This is a genomic window from Hydrogenophaga intermedia (assembly GCF_023715105.1).
GTDB classification, from domain to species: domain Bacteria; phylum Pseudomonadota; class Gammaproteobacteria; order Burkholderiales; family Burkholderiaceae_C; genus Hydrogenophaga; species Hydrogenophaga intermedia_A.
The window spans coordinates 177278-190840 of sequence record NZ_JAMBNO010000002.1; the positions used below are offsets into that span (position 1 = coordinate 177278).

The 13563-nt window shown below is 69.1% G+C and carries 12 protein-coding genes and 1 tRNA gene; 10 read left to right on the forward strand and 3 right to left on the reverse strand.

The features are described from left to right. Positions 1-86: 86 nt before the first annotated feature. Genes paaK through M3149_RS02585 form a run of 3 tightly spaced genes read right to left on the reverse strand, consistent with a single transcriptional unit; the run spans position 87 to position 2625 of the window. Positions 87-1382: a phenylacetate--CoA ligase PaaK gene (gene paaK, locus M3149_RS02575; protein WP_251707769.1), complete on the reverse strand. Its 1296-nt coding sequence runs from the start codon at positions 1380-1382 to the stop codon at positions 87-89. Then, positions 1379-1819, reverse strand: a complete 441-nt coding sequence (paaI, locus tag M3149_RS02580) for a hydroxyphenylacetyl-CoA thioesterase PaaI (RefSeq protein ID WP_251707770.1) — start codon at positions 1817-1819, stop codon at positions 1379-1381. The genes paaK and paaI overlap by 4 nt, the downstream gene beginning before the upstream one ends. Further along, a complete protein-coding gene (locus M3149_RS02585; RefSeq protein ID WP_251707771.1) occupies positions 1819-2625 on the reverse strand; it encodes an enoyl-CoA hydratase-related protein in 807 nt (268 codons plus the stop codon). The genes paaI and M3149_RS02585 overlap by 1 nt, the downstream gene beginning before the upstream one ends. A gap of 132 nt (positions 2626-2757) precedes the next feature. Between M3149_RS02585 and M3149_RS02590 the strand changes: the two genes are divergently transcribed. The 10 genes from M3149_RS02590 (at position 2758) to mdoH (ending at position 13432) form a co-directional block, all read left to right on the forward strand. Beyond that, positions 2758-3540 carry an enoyl-CoA hydratase gene (locus tag M3149_RS02590; protein ID WP_251707772.1) on the forward strand — a complete coding sequence of 261 codons (783 nt, stop codon included), beginning with the start codon at positions 2758-2760 and terminating at the stop codon, positions 3538-3540. Between the two features lie 33 nt (positions 3541-3573). Next, positions 3574-3650, forward strand: a tRNA-Met gene (locus M3149_RS02595). Between the two features lie 70 nt (positions 3651-3720). Next, positions 3721-4281: a YaeQ family protein gene (locus M3149_RS02600; RefSeq protein WP_251707773.1), complete on the forward strand. Its 561-nt coding sequence runs from the start codon at positions 3721-3723 to the stop codon at positions 4279-4281. 91 nt (positions 4282-4372) lie between these two features. After that, positions 4373-4783, forward strand: a complete 411-nt coding sequence (locus M3149_RS02605) for a hypothetical protein (RefSeq protein WP_251707774.1) — start codon at positions 4373-4375, stop codon at positions 4781-4783. Between the two features lie 68 nt (positions 4784-4851). After that, positions 4852-6210: a tRNA (N6-isopentenyl adenosine(37)-C2)-methylthiotransferase MiaB gene (gene miaB, locus M3149_RS02610; protein ID WP_251707775.1), complete on the forward strand. Its 1359-nt coding sequence runs from the start codon at positions 4852-4854 to the stop codon at positions 6208-6210. Positions 6211-6220: 10 nt separating this feature from the next. Next, entirely contained in the window at positions 6221-7639 is a 1419-nt protein-coding gene (locus tag M3149_RS02615; RefSeq protein WP_251707776.1) for a sensor histidine kinase, read from the forward strand. Then, the gene (locus M3149_RS02620) at positions 7629-8327 is read left to right on the forward strand and encodes a hypothetical protein (protein ID WP_251707777.1); all 699 of its coding nucleotides are present in this window, start codon (positions 7629-7631) and stop codon (positions 8325-8327) included. The genes M3149_RS02615 and M3149_RS02620 overlap by 11 nt, the downstream gene beginning before the upstream one ends. Next, complete coding sequence (locus tag M3149_RS02625) at positions 8324-9730, forward strand: sigma 54-interacting transcriptional regulator (protein ID WP_251707778.1); 1407 nt, start codon at positions 8324-8326, stop codon at positions 9728-9730. Before M3149_RS02620 ends, M3149_RS02625 begins: the two co-directional genes overlap by 4 nt. A gap of 190 nt (positions 9731-9920) precedes the next feature. Then, positions 9921-11480 carry a glucan biosynthesis protein gene (locus M3149_RS02630; RefSeq protein ID WP_251707779.1) on the forward strand — a complete coding sequence of 520 codons (1560 nt, stop codon included), beginning with the start codon at positions 9921-9923 and terminating at the stop codon, positions 11478-11480. Further along, complete coding sequence (gene mdoH / locus M3149_RS02635; protein WP_251707780.1) at positions 11477-13432, forward strand: glucans biosynthesis glucosyltransferase MdoH; 1956 nt, start codon at positions 11477-11479, stop codon at positions 13430-13432. Before M3149_RS02630 ends, mdoH begins: the two co-directional genes overlap by 4 nt. Positions 13433-13563: the final 131 nt, after the last annotated feature.

Genomic DNA, 13563 nt, shown 5'->3' on the forward strand with positions numbered 1-13563 from the left:
CAGCAGGTGGGAAATGAACAGCGGGTTTGGCCCCAGTGACAGCTGCCGGGGTGACAGGCGTCACGCCCCGGGCGACCGCCGCCGGCTCAGCGTGGCCGCAGGTCCACGACGCGCTTGGCCTTGCCCTGGCTGCGCTCCACGCCCCCTTCGGCTTTGAGCTCGACTTCGATGCTGGTGCCCACGAAGGTCTTCACGTCGTGCTGCAGGGCCCGGGCGGCGGCCTGCGCCTCGGCAGATTGCGGGTCCAGGCCGGGACGGGTCTCCACGCGCACGGCCAGGCAATCCATCGGCCCCTGGCGCGTGAGCACGCACTGGTAGTGAGCGGTCAGCGCGGTGTGGCGAAGGATGAGTTCCTCGATCTGGGTCGGGAAGACGTTCACGCCGCGCACGATCATCATGTCGTCGCTGCGGCCGGTGATCTTCTCCATGCGGCGCATGGTGCGTGCGGTTCCCGGCAGCAGCCGCGTGAGGTCGCGCGTGCGGTAGCGGATGATGGGCAGCGCTTCCTTGGTGAGGCTGGTGAACACCAGTTCGCCCAACTCGCCATCGGGCAGCACGTGCCCGGTCTCGGGGTCGATGATCTCGGGATAGAAATGATCTTCCCAGATCGTCGGGCCGTCCTTGGTCTCCACGCATTCGTTGGCCACGCCCGGGCCCATCACCTCGCTCAAGCCGTAGATATCGACCGCGTCGATGCCCACGCGCTGCTCGATCGCCAGCCGCATGTCGTTGGTCCAGGGCTCGGCGCCGAAGATGCCGATGCGCAGGCTGCTCTCGCGCGGATCCAGTCCCTGGCGCTCGAACTCGTCGGCGATGGCGAGCATGTAGCTCGGCGTGACCATGATGATGTCGGGCCGGAAGTCCTGGATCAGCTGCACCTGGCGCTCGGTCTGCCCCCCGCCGAAAGGCACCACCGTGAGGCCGAGTTTTTCGGCGCCGTAGTGCGCACCCAGGCCACCGGTGAACAGGCCGTAGCCGTAGCTCACGTGCACCAGATCACCCCGGCGCGCGCCGCTGGCGCGGATGCTGCGCGCCACCACCGTGGCCCAGGTGTCGATGTCCTTCAACGTGTAGCCCACCACCGTGGGCTTGCCGGTGGTGCCGCTGCTGGCGTGGATGCGCGCGCAACGCTCGCGCGGCACCGCGAACATGCCGAAGGGGTAGTTGTCGCGCAGGTCGGCCTTGGTGGTGAAGGGAAACCTCGCCAGATCGTCCAGGCTGCGGCAGTCGTCGGGGTGCACGCCCGCGGCGTCGAACTTGGCGCGGTAGACCGGCGAGTTGGCATACGCGTGCTGCAACGTCGCGCGCAGGCGCTTGAGCTGCAGCGCGCGCAATTCGTCGATGCCGGCCTTTTCGATCGGCTCCAGGGGCAGGTTGGTCATGACGGGTCCTCTTCGGGAAACACGGTGCCGGCGATCTGCGCGCTCTTGCCGCGAAACAGCGCCACCACCTCGCCGCGCTGGTTGGTGACCTTCATGTCGTAGATGCCGTGGCGGCCCGAGAGCGTCTGCTCAAGGCCTTCACAGGTGAGCACGTCGCCCGCGTGCGTGGGGCGCAGGAACTCGATGCTGCAGCCCGCGGCCACGGCATTGCGGTTGTGGCTGTTGCAGGCGAAGGCAAAGGTGGAGTCGGCCAGCGTGAAAATGAAGCCGCCGTGGCAGATCTGGTGGCCGTTCAAGTGCAGCGGCTTGACCACCATGCGCATCACGGCGCGGCCGGGCTCGCAGGCCAGCAGTTCCATACCCATGGTGTCCTTGCTGGCCACGTCGTTGGCGAACATGGCCTCGCCCACCCTGCGGGCGCGTTCCTGGGGTGTCATCACGCGCCCTTGAAGCGCGCCGGGCGCTTTTCGCGAAACGCCATCACGCCCTCGATGTAGTCGTGCGTGCGGCCCAGCGCCGACTGCGTGTCGCGCTCGACGTCGAGCTGCGCGCTGAAGCTGCGCGTGGCAGCGTCGCGCAGCAGGTGGCGCGTAGCCACCAGCGCCTGCGTGGGCATGGCGGCCAGCTTGTCGGCCATGGCCAGCGCCGCGGCCACGCTGTCCTCGGCCACGTCCCAGATCATTCCCCACTCTTTCGCCTGCGCGGCAGGCAGCTTGTCGCCCGTCATGGCCAGCGCCATGGCACGCGCCAGGCCCAGGCGCTCCACCAGCAGCCAGCTGCCACCGGCATCGGGGATCAGGCCGATCTTGCTGAACGCCTGGATGAAGCTCGCGTTCGGCGCCGCGATCGCGATGTCGCAGCACATCACCAGCGAGGCGCCCGCGCCCGCGGCCACGCCGTTGACGGCGGCGATGGTGGGCATGCGCAGGCCCATCAGGCGCCGCGCCGTGGGGTTGAAGGCCTGCTCGATCACCGGGCCGGGGTCGGCACGCTGCATCAGGTCGGGCCCGGGCTCGAAATCGAACTCGGCCAGATCAGCGCCGGCGCAGAAGCCGCGCCCGGCGCCGGTGATCACCAGGGCGCGGATCGCGGCGTTGGCCTCGGCGCGGTCGAGCGCCGCCCACAGGTCGCGGTGCATGGCCCGCGTGAAGCTGTTGAGGGCGTCGGGTCGGTTGAGCGTGAGCAGGGCGACGGCCCCGCGCTCTTCGTACACCACGGTGCTGGCCTCGTGGGCAGGGCTCATCGTGTCTCCTCGGTGGGTGGTTCTCGATCGGCAATTTACCATTAGCCAACCGATCGGTCGGCTAATGAATACCCGTAGGGCTTGGCCCGCTATAGTGCCCGGCTGGCACCCGAAAACCCCCGAGGAGATTCCATGAGCACCGCCCCCGAATGCATCACCGTGCGCACCGAAGGCCGCGTCGGCATCGTCACGCTGAACCGCCCCAAACAGCTCAACGCGTTGAACAACCAGCTCATGGACGAGCTGGGCGCCGCACTCAAGGCCTTCGACGCCGACGAGAACATCGGCTGCATGATCGTCACCGGCAGCGAAAAAGCCTTCGCGGCGGGCGCCGACATCGGCGCCATGGCCACGTACACCTTCGCCGACGTCTACAAGGGCGACTACATCACCCGCAACTGGGAAACCATCCGCAGCGTGCGCAAGCCGGTGATCGCAGCGGTGAGCGGCTTCGCCCTGGGCGGTGGCTGCGAGCTGGCCATGATGTGCGACTTCATCATCGCGGCCGACAACGCCAAGTTCGGCCAGCCCGAGATCAAGCTGGGCATCATCCCGGGGGCCGGCGGCACGCAGCGGCTGCCGCGTGCCGTGGGCAAATCCAAGGCCATGGACATGGCGCTCACCGGCCGCATGATGGACGCCACCGAGGCCGAGCGCGCCGGCCTGGTGAGCCGCGTGGTGCCGCTGGACAAGCTGATGGACGAAGCCCTGGGCGCCGCCCTCACGATCTGCGATTTCTCGCAGATCGCGGTGATGGCGGCCAAGGAATCGGTGAACCGTTCGTTCGAGGGCAGTCTGTCCGACGGCGTGATGTTCGAGCGCCGCATGTTCCATGCCCTGTTCGCCACCGACGACCAGAAGGAAGGCATGGACGCCTTCGTGAACAAGCGCAAGGCGGTGTTCAAGAACACTTGAGGGTTTCCGGCTTGGGCTATAATGCGCGGCTTCGGCGATATAGCTCAGTTGGTTAGAGCGCAGCATTCATAATGCTGATGTCGGTGGTTCAAGTCCACCTATCGCCACCAGATTCGAGGCGGGCTCCGGCAACGGAGCCCGCCTTTTTCATTGCCCCGCCCGCAGCAGACCCCACGCGCCATGGCCCTCAAGTCCACCGTCTTCAAGGCGAATCTGCAGATCGCCGACATCGACCACGGGTACTACGCCGACCACGCCCTCACCCTGGCACGCCACCCGAGCGAGACCGACGAACGCATGATGGTGCGCCTGGCCGCGCTCGCGCTCAACGCGCACGAGCTGGTCGACACCTGCGGCGGAGACGGCATTCTGGTGTTCGGCGCGGGGCTCTCCGACCCGGACGACCCCGACCTGCACCTCACCGACTTCACCGGCCGCAAGCGCCTGTGGGTGGAGGTCGGCCAGCCTGAGGACAAACCCCTGGCCAAGGCCTGCGGCCAGGCCGACGCGGTGCGCGTCTATCCCTTCGGCAGCGCGGCCGAGGTCTGGTGGCGCGGCATCGAGAACAAGCTCACCCGCCTGGACAAGCTGCAGGTGTGGCGCATACCTGCCGATGCCGCCCCGGCGCTGGCGGCCCTGGCCGAGCGCAGCATGCAACTGCAGGCCACCGTGCTCGAAGGCGTGCTCACGCTCAGCGGCGAGCGCGGCAGCGTGAGCCTGGAGCCGCAGCGCTGGCGCTGACCGGCGGGGGCTCACGCACTCCGCGCGGCGCGCAGCGAGCGCCCACCCCCATGAGACAATCGCGACCCCGACCAGCCTCTGGATCTACACCATGAACCGCTGCCTCACCCCCCTGCTGCTCACCCTGGCCCTGGCCGGCGCCACGCACGCCCAGGCCCAGGGATCGACGCGCAACTTTCCCCGCGAAGCCCTGCGCGGCGAGATGACCGTCAAGCAGCCGCCCTACCTCGAGATGGACGATCGCGTCACGCGTCTGTCGCCTGGCGCGCGCGTGCTCGACGAAGGCAACCGCCTGGTGCGGCCAGCCTCGCTGCTCAACCGCGAGATCACGGTCAACTACCTGCTCGACCGCCGCGGGCAGGTGACGCAGGCCTGGATCCTCACCGCCGAGGAAAAGAAGGAAAAGCGCCCCGGCTACGGTGTCGAGCGCAACTTCACCTTCGAATCGCAGCAAGGCGCCGCCACGGCGCGCACGCTGCCGGCCCCGGCCACCCCCAACTGACCGCCGATTCACCTGTGCCCGCCATGCCGGGTGCGATCCGGGCGCGCGCGCCCGCAGGAGCCATTGCCATGACCCACAAGAAAGTCTTCATCAAGACCTTCGGCTGCCAGATGAACGAGTACGACTCGGACAAGATGGCTGACGTGCTCAACGCCGCCGAAGGCTACGAACCCACCGACGACCCGGAGCAGGCCGATCTCATCCTGTTCAACACCTGCTCGGTGCGCGAGAAGGCGCAGGAAAAGGTGTTCTCCGACCTCGGCCGCGTGAAGCACCTCAAGCAAAAGGGGGTGCTGATCGGCGTCGGCGGCTGCGTGGCGAGCCAGGAGGGTGACGCCATCATCCAGCGTGCCCCGTTCGTTGACGTCGTGTTCGGCCCGCAGACCCTGCACCGCCTGCCCGAGCTGCTGGCCAAGCGCGCGCAACAGGCGAAGCCGCAGGTGGACATCAGCTTCCCCGAGATCGAGAAGTTCGACCACCTGCCGCCGGCCAAGGTGGAAGGCGCCTCGGCCTTCGTCTCCATCATGGAAGGCTGCTCCAAGTACTGCAGCTACTGCGTGGTGCCCTACACCCGCGGCGAGGAGGTGAGCCGCCCCTTCGACGACGTGCTGGTGGAAATCGCCGGCCTGGCCGACCAGGGCGTGAAAGAAGTGACGCTGCTGGGCCAGAACGTGAACGCCTACCGCGGCGCCATGGGCGACACGACCGAGATCGCCGACTTCGCGCTGCTGCTGGAGTACGTGGCCGAAGTGCCGGGCATCGAGCGCATCCGCTACACCACCAGCCACCCCAACGAGTTCACGCCACGCCTGATCGAGGCCTACGCGAAGATCCCGAAACTCGTGAACCACCTGCACCTGCCGGTTCAGCACGGCTCGGATCGCATCCTCATGGCCATGAAGCGCGGCTACACCGCCATGGAATACAAGAGCACGATCCGCAAGCTGCGCGCGATCCGCCCCGACATCTCGATGAGCAGCGACTTCATCGTAGGCTTCCCCGGCGAGACCGAGGACGACTTCAACAAGATGATGAAGCTGATCGAGGACATCGGCTTCGACAGCAGCTTCTCCTTCATCTTCAGCCCGCGCCCGGGCACGCCGGCCGCCAACCTGGCCGACGACACGCCGCACGAGGTGAAGCTCAAGCGCCTGCAGCACCTGCAGGCCACCATCGAGGCCAACGTGCGGCGCATCAGCGCCAGCCGCGAAGGCACGGTGCAGCGCATCCTGGTGGAAGGGCCGTCGCGCCGACCCGGCAAAGATGGCGCCGCGGAACTCATGGGCCGCACCGAGTGCAACCGCATCGTCAACTTCGACGGTGGCCCGAACGGCGTCCGGCTGGTGGGTCAGATGATCGACGTGCGCATCACCCAGGCGCTGCCGCACTCGCTGCGCGGCGAGGTGCTGGTGCGCGAAACCGCCTGAACCCGCGCGCGTGAGACCGTCCTCGCTGTCGTTCCAGCAGCTGCTGCTGGTCGCCTTCGTGCTGATCGGCGCCTTGCTCGGCGCCGCGGCGGTGCGCGCGCTGTTCTCGCTCGAGACGCTGCTGGCGCAAAGCCGCGAGGGCACAGCCCAGGCCATCGCGCTGTCCACCGCGGCGCAATCGCTCTCCGAGCGCAGCCTGACCATGGAGCGCGCGGCGCGCCAGTCGCTGGTGCTGGGCGATCGCCAGTTGCGCCAACGCTTCACCGAGGCCGCCGGCCACGCGCGCGACATCCTCGGGCGCTTGCAGGACAACGAACTGCCGGCAGAATTCGCTCAACCCTGGCGGCGCCAGATCGATGTGGTGAGTGACCTGCTCGAGGGCCCCACCGAGACGGCACTGGACCGCGAGCGCGAGGTGGCGCGCGCCTTTCGCGAACTCGATGGCCACAGTGCGGCGATCGCGCAGAAGGTGCAGTCCATCATCGCGGGCCGCAACGAGGCGCTGCAGGCCGGCTTCGAGCGCAGCCGCCAGCAGCTCACGCAGATCGTGACCGGCTCGATCTTGCTCGCGGCCCTGATGGCGCTGGGTTTCGGCATCTGGCTGGCCAAGCCGTTCCAGCGCCTGGAGCGCGCCATCGTGGCGCTGGGCGAGAACCGGCTTGACCAGCCCATCGACATCCGCGGCCCCAAGGACGTGCGCCGCGTGAGCCAGCAGCTCGACTGGCTGCGACTGCGCCTGACAGAACTCGACGCCGACAAGGCGCGCTTTCTTCGCCACATCTCGCACGAGCTCAAGACGCCGCTGGCGTCGCTGAGCGAGGGCGTGGCGGTGCTGGGCGACGGCGTGGCCGGACCGCTGAACCCGAGCCAGGCCGAGGTGGTGAACATCCTGCAGCACAACACGCAGGTGCTGCAATCCCAGATCGAGGCGCTGCTGCGCTTCAACGCGGCAGCGTTCGAGGCGCGCCAGCTCAAGCGCGAGCGGACCGACCTGCGCGCGCTGCTGGAGGAGCAGGTCGAGGCGCAACGCCTGCACTGGCAGTCGCACGCACTCGCGGTGCGCGTCGAAGGCGATGCGGTGCACGTGCCGGTGGATCGCGAGAAGATGGCCTCGGCCGTGGGAAACCTGCTGCTCAACGCCATTCGCTTCTCGCCGCACGGTGGCACCATCCGCCTGGTGTTGTCGAGCCTGCCCGCGCGTGTGAGCATCGACATCATCGATCAGGGCCCGGGCGTGGCGCCGGCCGATCGCGACCGGGTTTTCGAACCTTTCTACCGGGGCGAGCGTCAGCCCGAGGGCGCGGTGCGCGGCACCGGCATCGGTCTGTCCATCGTCCATGAATACATCGTCGCCCACGGCGGCCGCATCGAGTTGCTCGAGGGACCCAGGGGCGCACATTTCCGCATCGAGTTGCCTCATGTCGTATGAACCTCTGCGCGCTGCGGCGCGCCATCTGCTGCCCGGCGCCGCATGGCGGTTGCGGGGCGCGCTGGCGCTTTGCACGCTCACCAGTGCCTGCGCCGTCACGCCGCTGACAGCACCACCCGCGCCCGCACCGGCCGTGGCCAGCACCCCCGCGGCGCCAGCCGAGGCATCCACGCCCGCACCGGCAGCCAGCACGCCGGATGCGGCGACGCCCGCCCCCAAGGCGGCGACGCCCTCGCTGGTGGTGACCAACATCGACAGCGTGGGTACACAAGAGGCCACGGCGACCGTGCTGCGCTATGCCGATCGCGTGCGTACCCTCACCCCTGCCGAGCTCGGGCTGGAAATCGCCGCGCTGGGCGAACCCGGTAGCCAGCCGCTGCGCCAGATGCAACTGGCCGTGGCGCTCATGCACAGCAACCAGCCGGTGGAGACCGCGCGCGCGCTGGGTCTGCTGCAGCGGGTGGCGGCGAACACGTCCACCGACGCCACACCCTACCGCCCGCTGGCCCGGTTGATCGCGCAGCGGCTCATGGAGCAGCGCAAGCTGGAGGAAGCCTTGGATCGCCAGGCGCAACAACTGCGCGAGCAGCAGCGCCGCATCGAACAGCTCAACGAACGGCTGGAGGCGATGCGTGCCATCGAGCGCAGCCTGAACAACCGCGCACCGGCGCGGCCGGCAGCACCATGAACGAGCCGACCACCCCCCGCGCGCGCCTGCTCGTGGTTGACGACGACGCCGACATGCTGCGCCTGCTCTCCATGCGCCTGGGCGCTGCGGGCTACCACGTCACGGCGGTAGGCTCGGCCGAGGCGGCGCTCGCGCAGCTCGAGATCGAACGCCCGCAACTGGTGATCTCCGACGTGCGCCTGCCCGGGCGCGACGGCTTGGCCCTGTTCGACGAGGTGCGCGCGCGCCACCCCTCGCTGCCGGTGATCCTGCTGACCGCGCACGGCACCATCCCCGACGCGGTGGAGGCCACGGCGCGCGGCGTCTTCACCTACCTCACCAAGCCCTACGACGCCAAGCAACTGCTCGAGAAGATCGCGCAGGCCCTGGCACTGGCCGCGCCCAGCCTGCCCACGAAGCACGCCGACGAGACCTGGCGCAACGAGATCGTGAGCCGCTCCAACCGCATGGCCGACCTGTTGGCCGAGACGCGCATGGTGGCGCAAAGCGACGCGAGCGTGCTGCTGCGCGGCGATTCCGGCACCGGCAAGGAATTGCTGGCACGCGCCATCCACAAGGCCAGCGCACGCGCAGGCAAGCCCTTCGTGGCGGTGAACTGCGGCGCCATCCCCGAGGCACTGCTCGAATCCGAGTTGTTCGGTCACGTCAAGGGCGCCTTCACCGACGCGGTGACCAATCACAAGGGTCTGTTCCAGGCCGCCGACTGCGGCACGCTGCTGCTCGACGAGATCGGCGACATGCCGCCGGCGTTGCAGGTGAAGCTGCTGCGCGTGCTGCAGGAGCGCGCGGTGCGCCCGCTGGGCTCGAGCCAGTCGGTGCCGGTGGATGTGCGCATCGTCTCGGCCACCCACCGCGACCTCGAAGCCGCCATGGCCGAAGGCCAGTTTCGCGAGGACCTGTACTACCGGCTCAACGTGGTCACGCTGACGCTGCCCACCCTGGCCGAGCGGCGCGAAGACATCCCGCTGCTGGCCAACCACTTTCTCGCCAAGCTCTCGGCCAAGTACGGCAAGCGCAGTTCGGGCTTCGCGCCCGAGGCACTCAAGGCGCTCACCATGGCGACCTGGCCGGGCAACGTGCGCCAGCTCTACAACGTGGTCGAGCAGGTGTGCGCGCTCAACACCACGCCGCTGGTGCCGCTGGCGCTGGTGCAGCGCGCGCTGCGCACGCCGTCGGTGGAAGTGCTGAGCTTCGCCGAGGCCCGCCAGCGTTTCGAGCGCGCCTACCTCGTAGACCTGCTCAAGATGACCGATGGCCACGTGGCCGACGCGGCGCGCCTGGCGCAGCGCAACCGCACCGAGTTCTACCGCCTGCTGCAGAAGCACGCCCTCACCCCCGGCCTGTTCAAGAGCGACAGCACGGGCGGCGATCTGCCCGACGACCCCGCTGTCGCCGATTCGTGACAGCCTCGAGCCCCTGACGCGCAAGGCTTTGCGGCGCTCCCGACCCCTGGCGGTCGCCAGATGGCGACAAAATCAAGGGTTTTCCCGGGGGTGAAGGCGCTGCGAACCGGACTGCCCCAGCCCGGCATACGCAAGCCTTTGATTCGAAAGCGTTTTTCAGGACTGGCACAGCGCTTGCGCTATAGAGCGCATGCCTTGGAGCCCGACCCGAATCGCCCGACGCCTTCGCCACCTGTCCATCGCCCTGACGGCCGCGCCGTTGCTGGCCTGGGGCCCCGCGCACGCCTTCGGCTGGGACCAGCTCGTGCACCTCGCGCAGGTGCGTTCGGCCGAGCCCTGGCGCGAAAGCAGCGACAAGCTGCCCGAACCGCTCGCCAGCATCACTTACGACCAGCTGCGCGACATCCGTTTCCGCCCCGAGCGCGCCACCTGGCGCAACGCCGGCCTGCCCTTCGAGGCGCAGTATTTCCACCTCGGGCTGTACCAGACGCAGCCGGTGCGCATCCACGAGATCACGCCCCAGGGTGAGGTGCGCGACATTCCCTACCGCAGCGAGGACTTCCACTTCGGCGCCAACCGCTTCGACACCAGCGCCTGGGGCGACCTCGGCCACGCCGGGTTTCGCCTGCACTACCCCCTCAACAACGTCGCCTACAAGGACGAGCTGGTGGTCTTCCTGGGCGCGAGCTACTTTCGCGCACTCGGCGCCCAACAGCAGTACGGCCTGTCGGCGCGCGGCCTGGCCATCGATACGGTGGGGGGCGGCGGCGAGGAGTTTCCGCGCTTCACCGGCTTCTGGATCCAGCGCCCGGCGCCCGACGCCAAGGAAGTCACCATCTACGCGCTGCTCGAATCGCCCCGCGTCACCGGTGCCTACCGCTTCGACATCAGCCCCGGCTTCAACACCACGATGGGCGTGCGCCTGCGGTTGTTCGCGCGCGAGGGCGCGGCACCGATCAACACGCTGGGTATCGCGCCACTCACCAGCATGTTCCTGTCGGGCGAGAACCAGCCCCTGCCCGGCGACTTCCGCCCCGAGGTGCACGACTCCGACGGCCTGATGCTGGCCAGCGGCGAAGGCGAGTGGCTGTGGCGTCCGCTGCAGCGGCCGAAGGCCATCACGGTGAGCTCGTTCGGCACCACCGATCCGCGTGGCTTCGGGCTGATGCAGCGCGACCGCCGCTTCGCCAGCTACGAAGACGTGGAAGCGCGCTACGAACGCCGGCCCAGCGCCTGGGTCACGCCGCGCGGCGCCTGGGGCGCGGGCCGCGTGGAGCTGGTGCAACTGCCCACGCCGGACGAGACGCACGACAACATCGTGGCCTACTGGGTGCCGGCGCAAGCGCTGCAGCCGGGGCAACCGCTGGAGCTGGCCTACGACATCGCCTGGCAAGGCGATGAGCAGCAGCGCCCGCCCGCCAGCTGGGTCACGCAGAGCCGCCGCGGCTATGGCTACAGCCGCCTCAGCGCTGCCGAGCAGGCCAAGCAACCCAAGTTCGTGCTCGATTTCGCCGGCCCCGCCCTCGACGCCCTGCCGCCCGGCGCCGACCTGCGTGCCGTTGTCAGCACCAACGCCAACGGCCGCGTGCTCGAGGCCATCGCCTACCCCAACCCGGCGACGCGCAGCTGGCGCGTGAGCCTGCGCGTCGCGCGCAACGACCCGACACAGCCGGTCGAACTGCGCGCCTTCCTGCAACACCAACAACACACCGTGAGCGAAACATGGACGCACCTGCTACTGCCCGAATGACTGCCCGCAGCCGGCTGCGCGAGGAGCGCCACCCCAACGCGGTGACGGCGCCCCCACTCAACCGCGGATCGATGGTGCCGCGCCCCTGGCGCGGCTTCTGGAACAGCGTGGGCACCGCCCTGCTGAGCACCGCGAGCGACCTGCTGCCGCCCTATGGCCAGCGGGTGGCTCGCGCGGCCGAGCCGCAGGAGCCCTGGCAGGCTGCGGGCAATCGTCGCCGCGCCGTGTTCGTGGTGCTCACGGTGTTGTGGACGTTGATGGCCGGCGCCCTGTTCGCGCACCTGCAGCCCGAGGACGGCAATCCCTGGCTGCAGGCCAGCCAGCTGGTGCTGTTCGTCGTGCTCTCGGCCTGGGTGCTCACCGGCTTCGTCACAGCGCTCATGGGCTTCTGGGTCTCGCTCTTCGGTGACCGGCACACCCTGCGCGCGGCCGACGTGCGCGACCATGCGATCAGCCCCGACGCGCGCACCGCGATCATCATGCCGATCTGCAACGAGGACGTGGCCACCGTGTTCGCCGGCCTGCGCGCCACCTGCGATTCGCTGGCCGCCACCGGCGAGGCCGGCGTGTTCGACGTCTTCGTGCTCTCCGACTCCTACGACCCCGCGATCCAGCGCGCCGAGCGCGCCGCCTGGGAGAACCTGCGCACCGAACTCGCCGCGCAGGGCGGCCGTGCTGCGGTCGAGGTGTACTACCGCCTGCGCACGCGCCGCACGCACCGCAAGGCCGGCAACGTGGCCGACTTCTGCCGCCGCTGGGGCAAGGACTACCGCTACATGGTGGTGCTCGATGCCGACAGCGTGATGAGCGGGCGTTGCCTGACCGACATGGTGCGGCTGATGGAAGCCCACCCGCGCGCCGGCATCATCCAGACCGCCACCCAGGCCGTGGGCCACGCCACGCTGCACGCGCGTGCCCAGCAGTTCGCCTCGCGCGTGACGGGCCGCCTGTTCACGCTGGGCATGCAGTTCTGGCAGCTTGGCGAGTCGCACTACTGGGGCCACAACGCCATCATCCGCGTCGAGCCCTTCATGCAGCACTGCGCGCTGGCGCCGATCCCGGGCAAGGGCGGCATGGCCGGCGGCATCATGTCGCACGACTTCGTCGAGGCCGCGCTCATGCGCCGCGCCGGCTACCACGTGTGGCTGGTGTCAGACTTGCAGGGCAGCTACGAGCAACAACCGCCCGACTTGCTGAGCGAATTGCAGCGCGACCGCCGTTGGTGCCAGGGCAACCTGCAGAACGCGCGCCTGATGGCCGAACCCGGCATCCACCGCGTGCACCGCAGCATGTTCGCCATCGGCGCCATGTCCTACCTGTCGGCGCCGCTGTGGCTGGCCTTCCTGGCCTTCGGCACCGCGTTGTGGGTGACCGACCAGACCGCCGTGCCGAGCTGGGACGCCGTGCCCGCAGAGCTGCGCGGCCTGTGGCTGTGGACGCTGTGCCTGCTGTTCATGCCGCGCGTGCTGGGCCTGGTGGCCGTGTTCCTCAAGCGCGAGCAACGCCAGTTCGGCGGTGCGCCCGCGTTGCTGATGAGCGCGGTCGTGGAGACCGTGCTGGCCGTGCTGCAGGCGCCGATCCGCATGCTCGCGCACTCGTTGTTCGTGGGCGTGGCGCTGACCGGTCTCAAGCTCGAATGGAAGTCGCCCCCGCGCGAAGCCGCCGGCATCGCCTGGGCCGATGCGGCACAACGCCTGGCGCCCATGAGCGCGGTGATCGTGCTGCTGGGCGGGGGTGTGGCCCTGATCAACGCCGACGCCTTGCTGTGGCTGGCACCCGTCGCGCTCCCGCTGCTGCTGGCCATCCCGCTCACCGTGGCCACCAGCCGCGTCGACCTGGGGGGCTGGATGCGCGCGCGCGGCGTGCTGCTGATTCCCGAAGAGTCGTGGTCGCCGGCCGTGCTGCGCAGCGCCTGGCGCCACGCGAGCCGGCTGGCGCTGAAAGCGGCCTGAATCGGACACGAAAAAACAAAGGCCCGACGGAAAACCGCCGGGCCTTTTGCATTGTGGGGACGCCATCCAGAGGCATCGCGGAACCGGCTTTGCCGGGCCGCTGATGCCGCCCCCTTGAGGGGGTCGCGCGC

Bases quoted from the DNA above. Each gene is read 5' to 3' on its own strand.
- paaK (WP_251707769.1), bottom strand. From the start codon at position 1,382: ATGACCAACCTGCCCCTGGAGCCGATCGAAAAGGCCGGCATCGACGAA.
- paaI (WP_251707770.1), bottom strand. From the start codon at position 1,819: ATGACACCCCAGGAACGCGCCCGCAGGGTGGGCGAGGCCATGTTCGCC.
- M3149_RS02585 (WP_251707771.1), bottom strand. From the start codon at position 2,625: ATGAGCCCTGCCCACGAGGCCAGCACCGTGGTGTACGAAGAGCGCGGG.
- M3149_RS02590 (WP_251707772.1), top strand. From the start codon at position 2,758: ATGAGCACCGCCCCCGAATGCATCACCGTGCGCACCGAAGGCCGCGTC.
- M3149_RS02600 (WP_251707773.1), top strand. From the start codon at position 3,721: ATGGCCCTCAAGTCCACCGTCTTCAAGGCGAATCTGCAGATCGCCGAC.
- M3149_RS02605 (WP_251707774.1), top strand. From the start codon at position 4,373: ATGAACCGCTGCCTCACCCCCCTGCTGCTCACCCTGGCCCTGGCCGGC.
- miaB (WP_251707775.1), top strand. From the start codon at position 4,852: ATGACCCACAAGAAAGTCTTCATCAAGACCTTCGGCTGCCAGATGAAC.
- M3149_RS02620 (WP_251707777.1), top strand. From the start codon at position 7,629: ATGTCGTATGAACCTCTGCGCGCTGCGGCGCGCCATCTGCTGCCCGGC.
- M3149_RS02625 (WP_251707778.1), top strand. From the start codon at position 8,324: ATGAACGAGCCGACCACCCCCCGCGCGCGCCTGCTCGTGGTTGACGAC.
- M3149_RS02630 (WP_251707779.1), top strand. From the start codon at position 9,921: ATGCCTTGGAGCCCGACCCGAATCGCCCGACGCCTTCGCCACCTGTCC.
- mdoH (WP_251707780.1), top strand. From the start codon at position 11,477: ATGACTGCCCGCAGCCGGCTGCGCGAGGAGCGCCACCCCAACGCGGTG.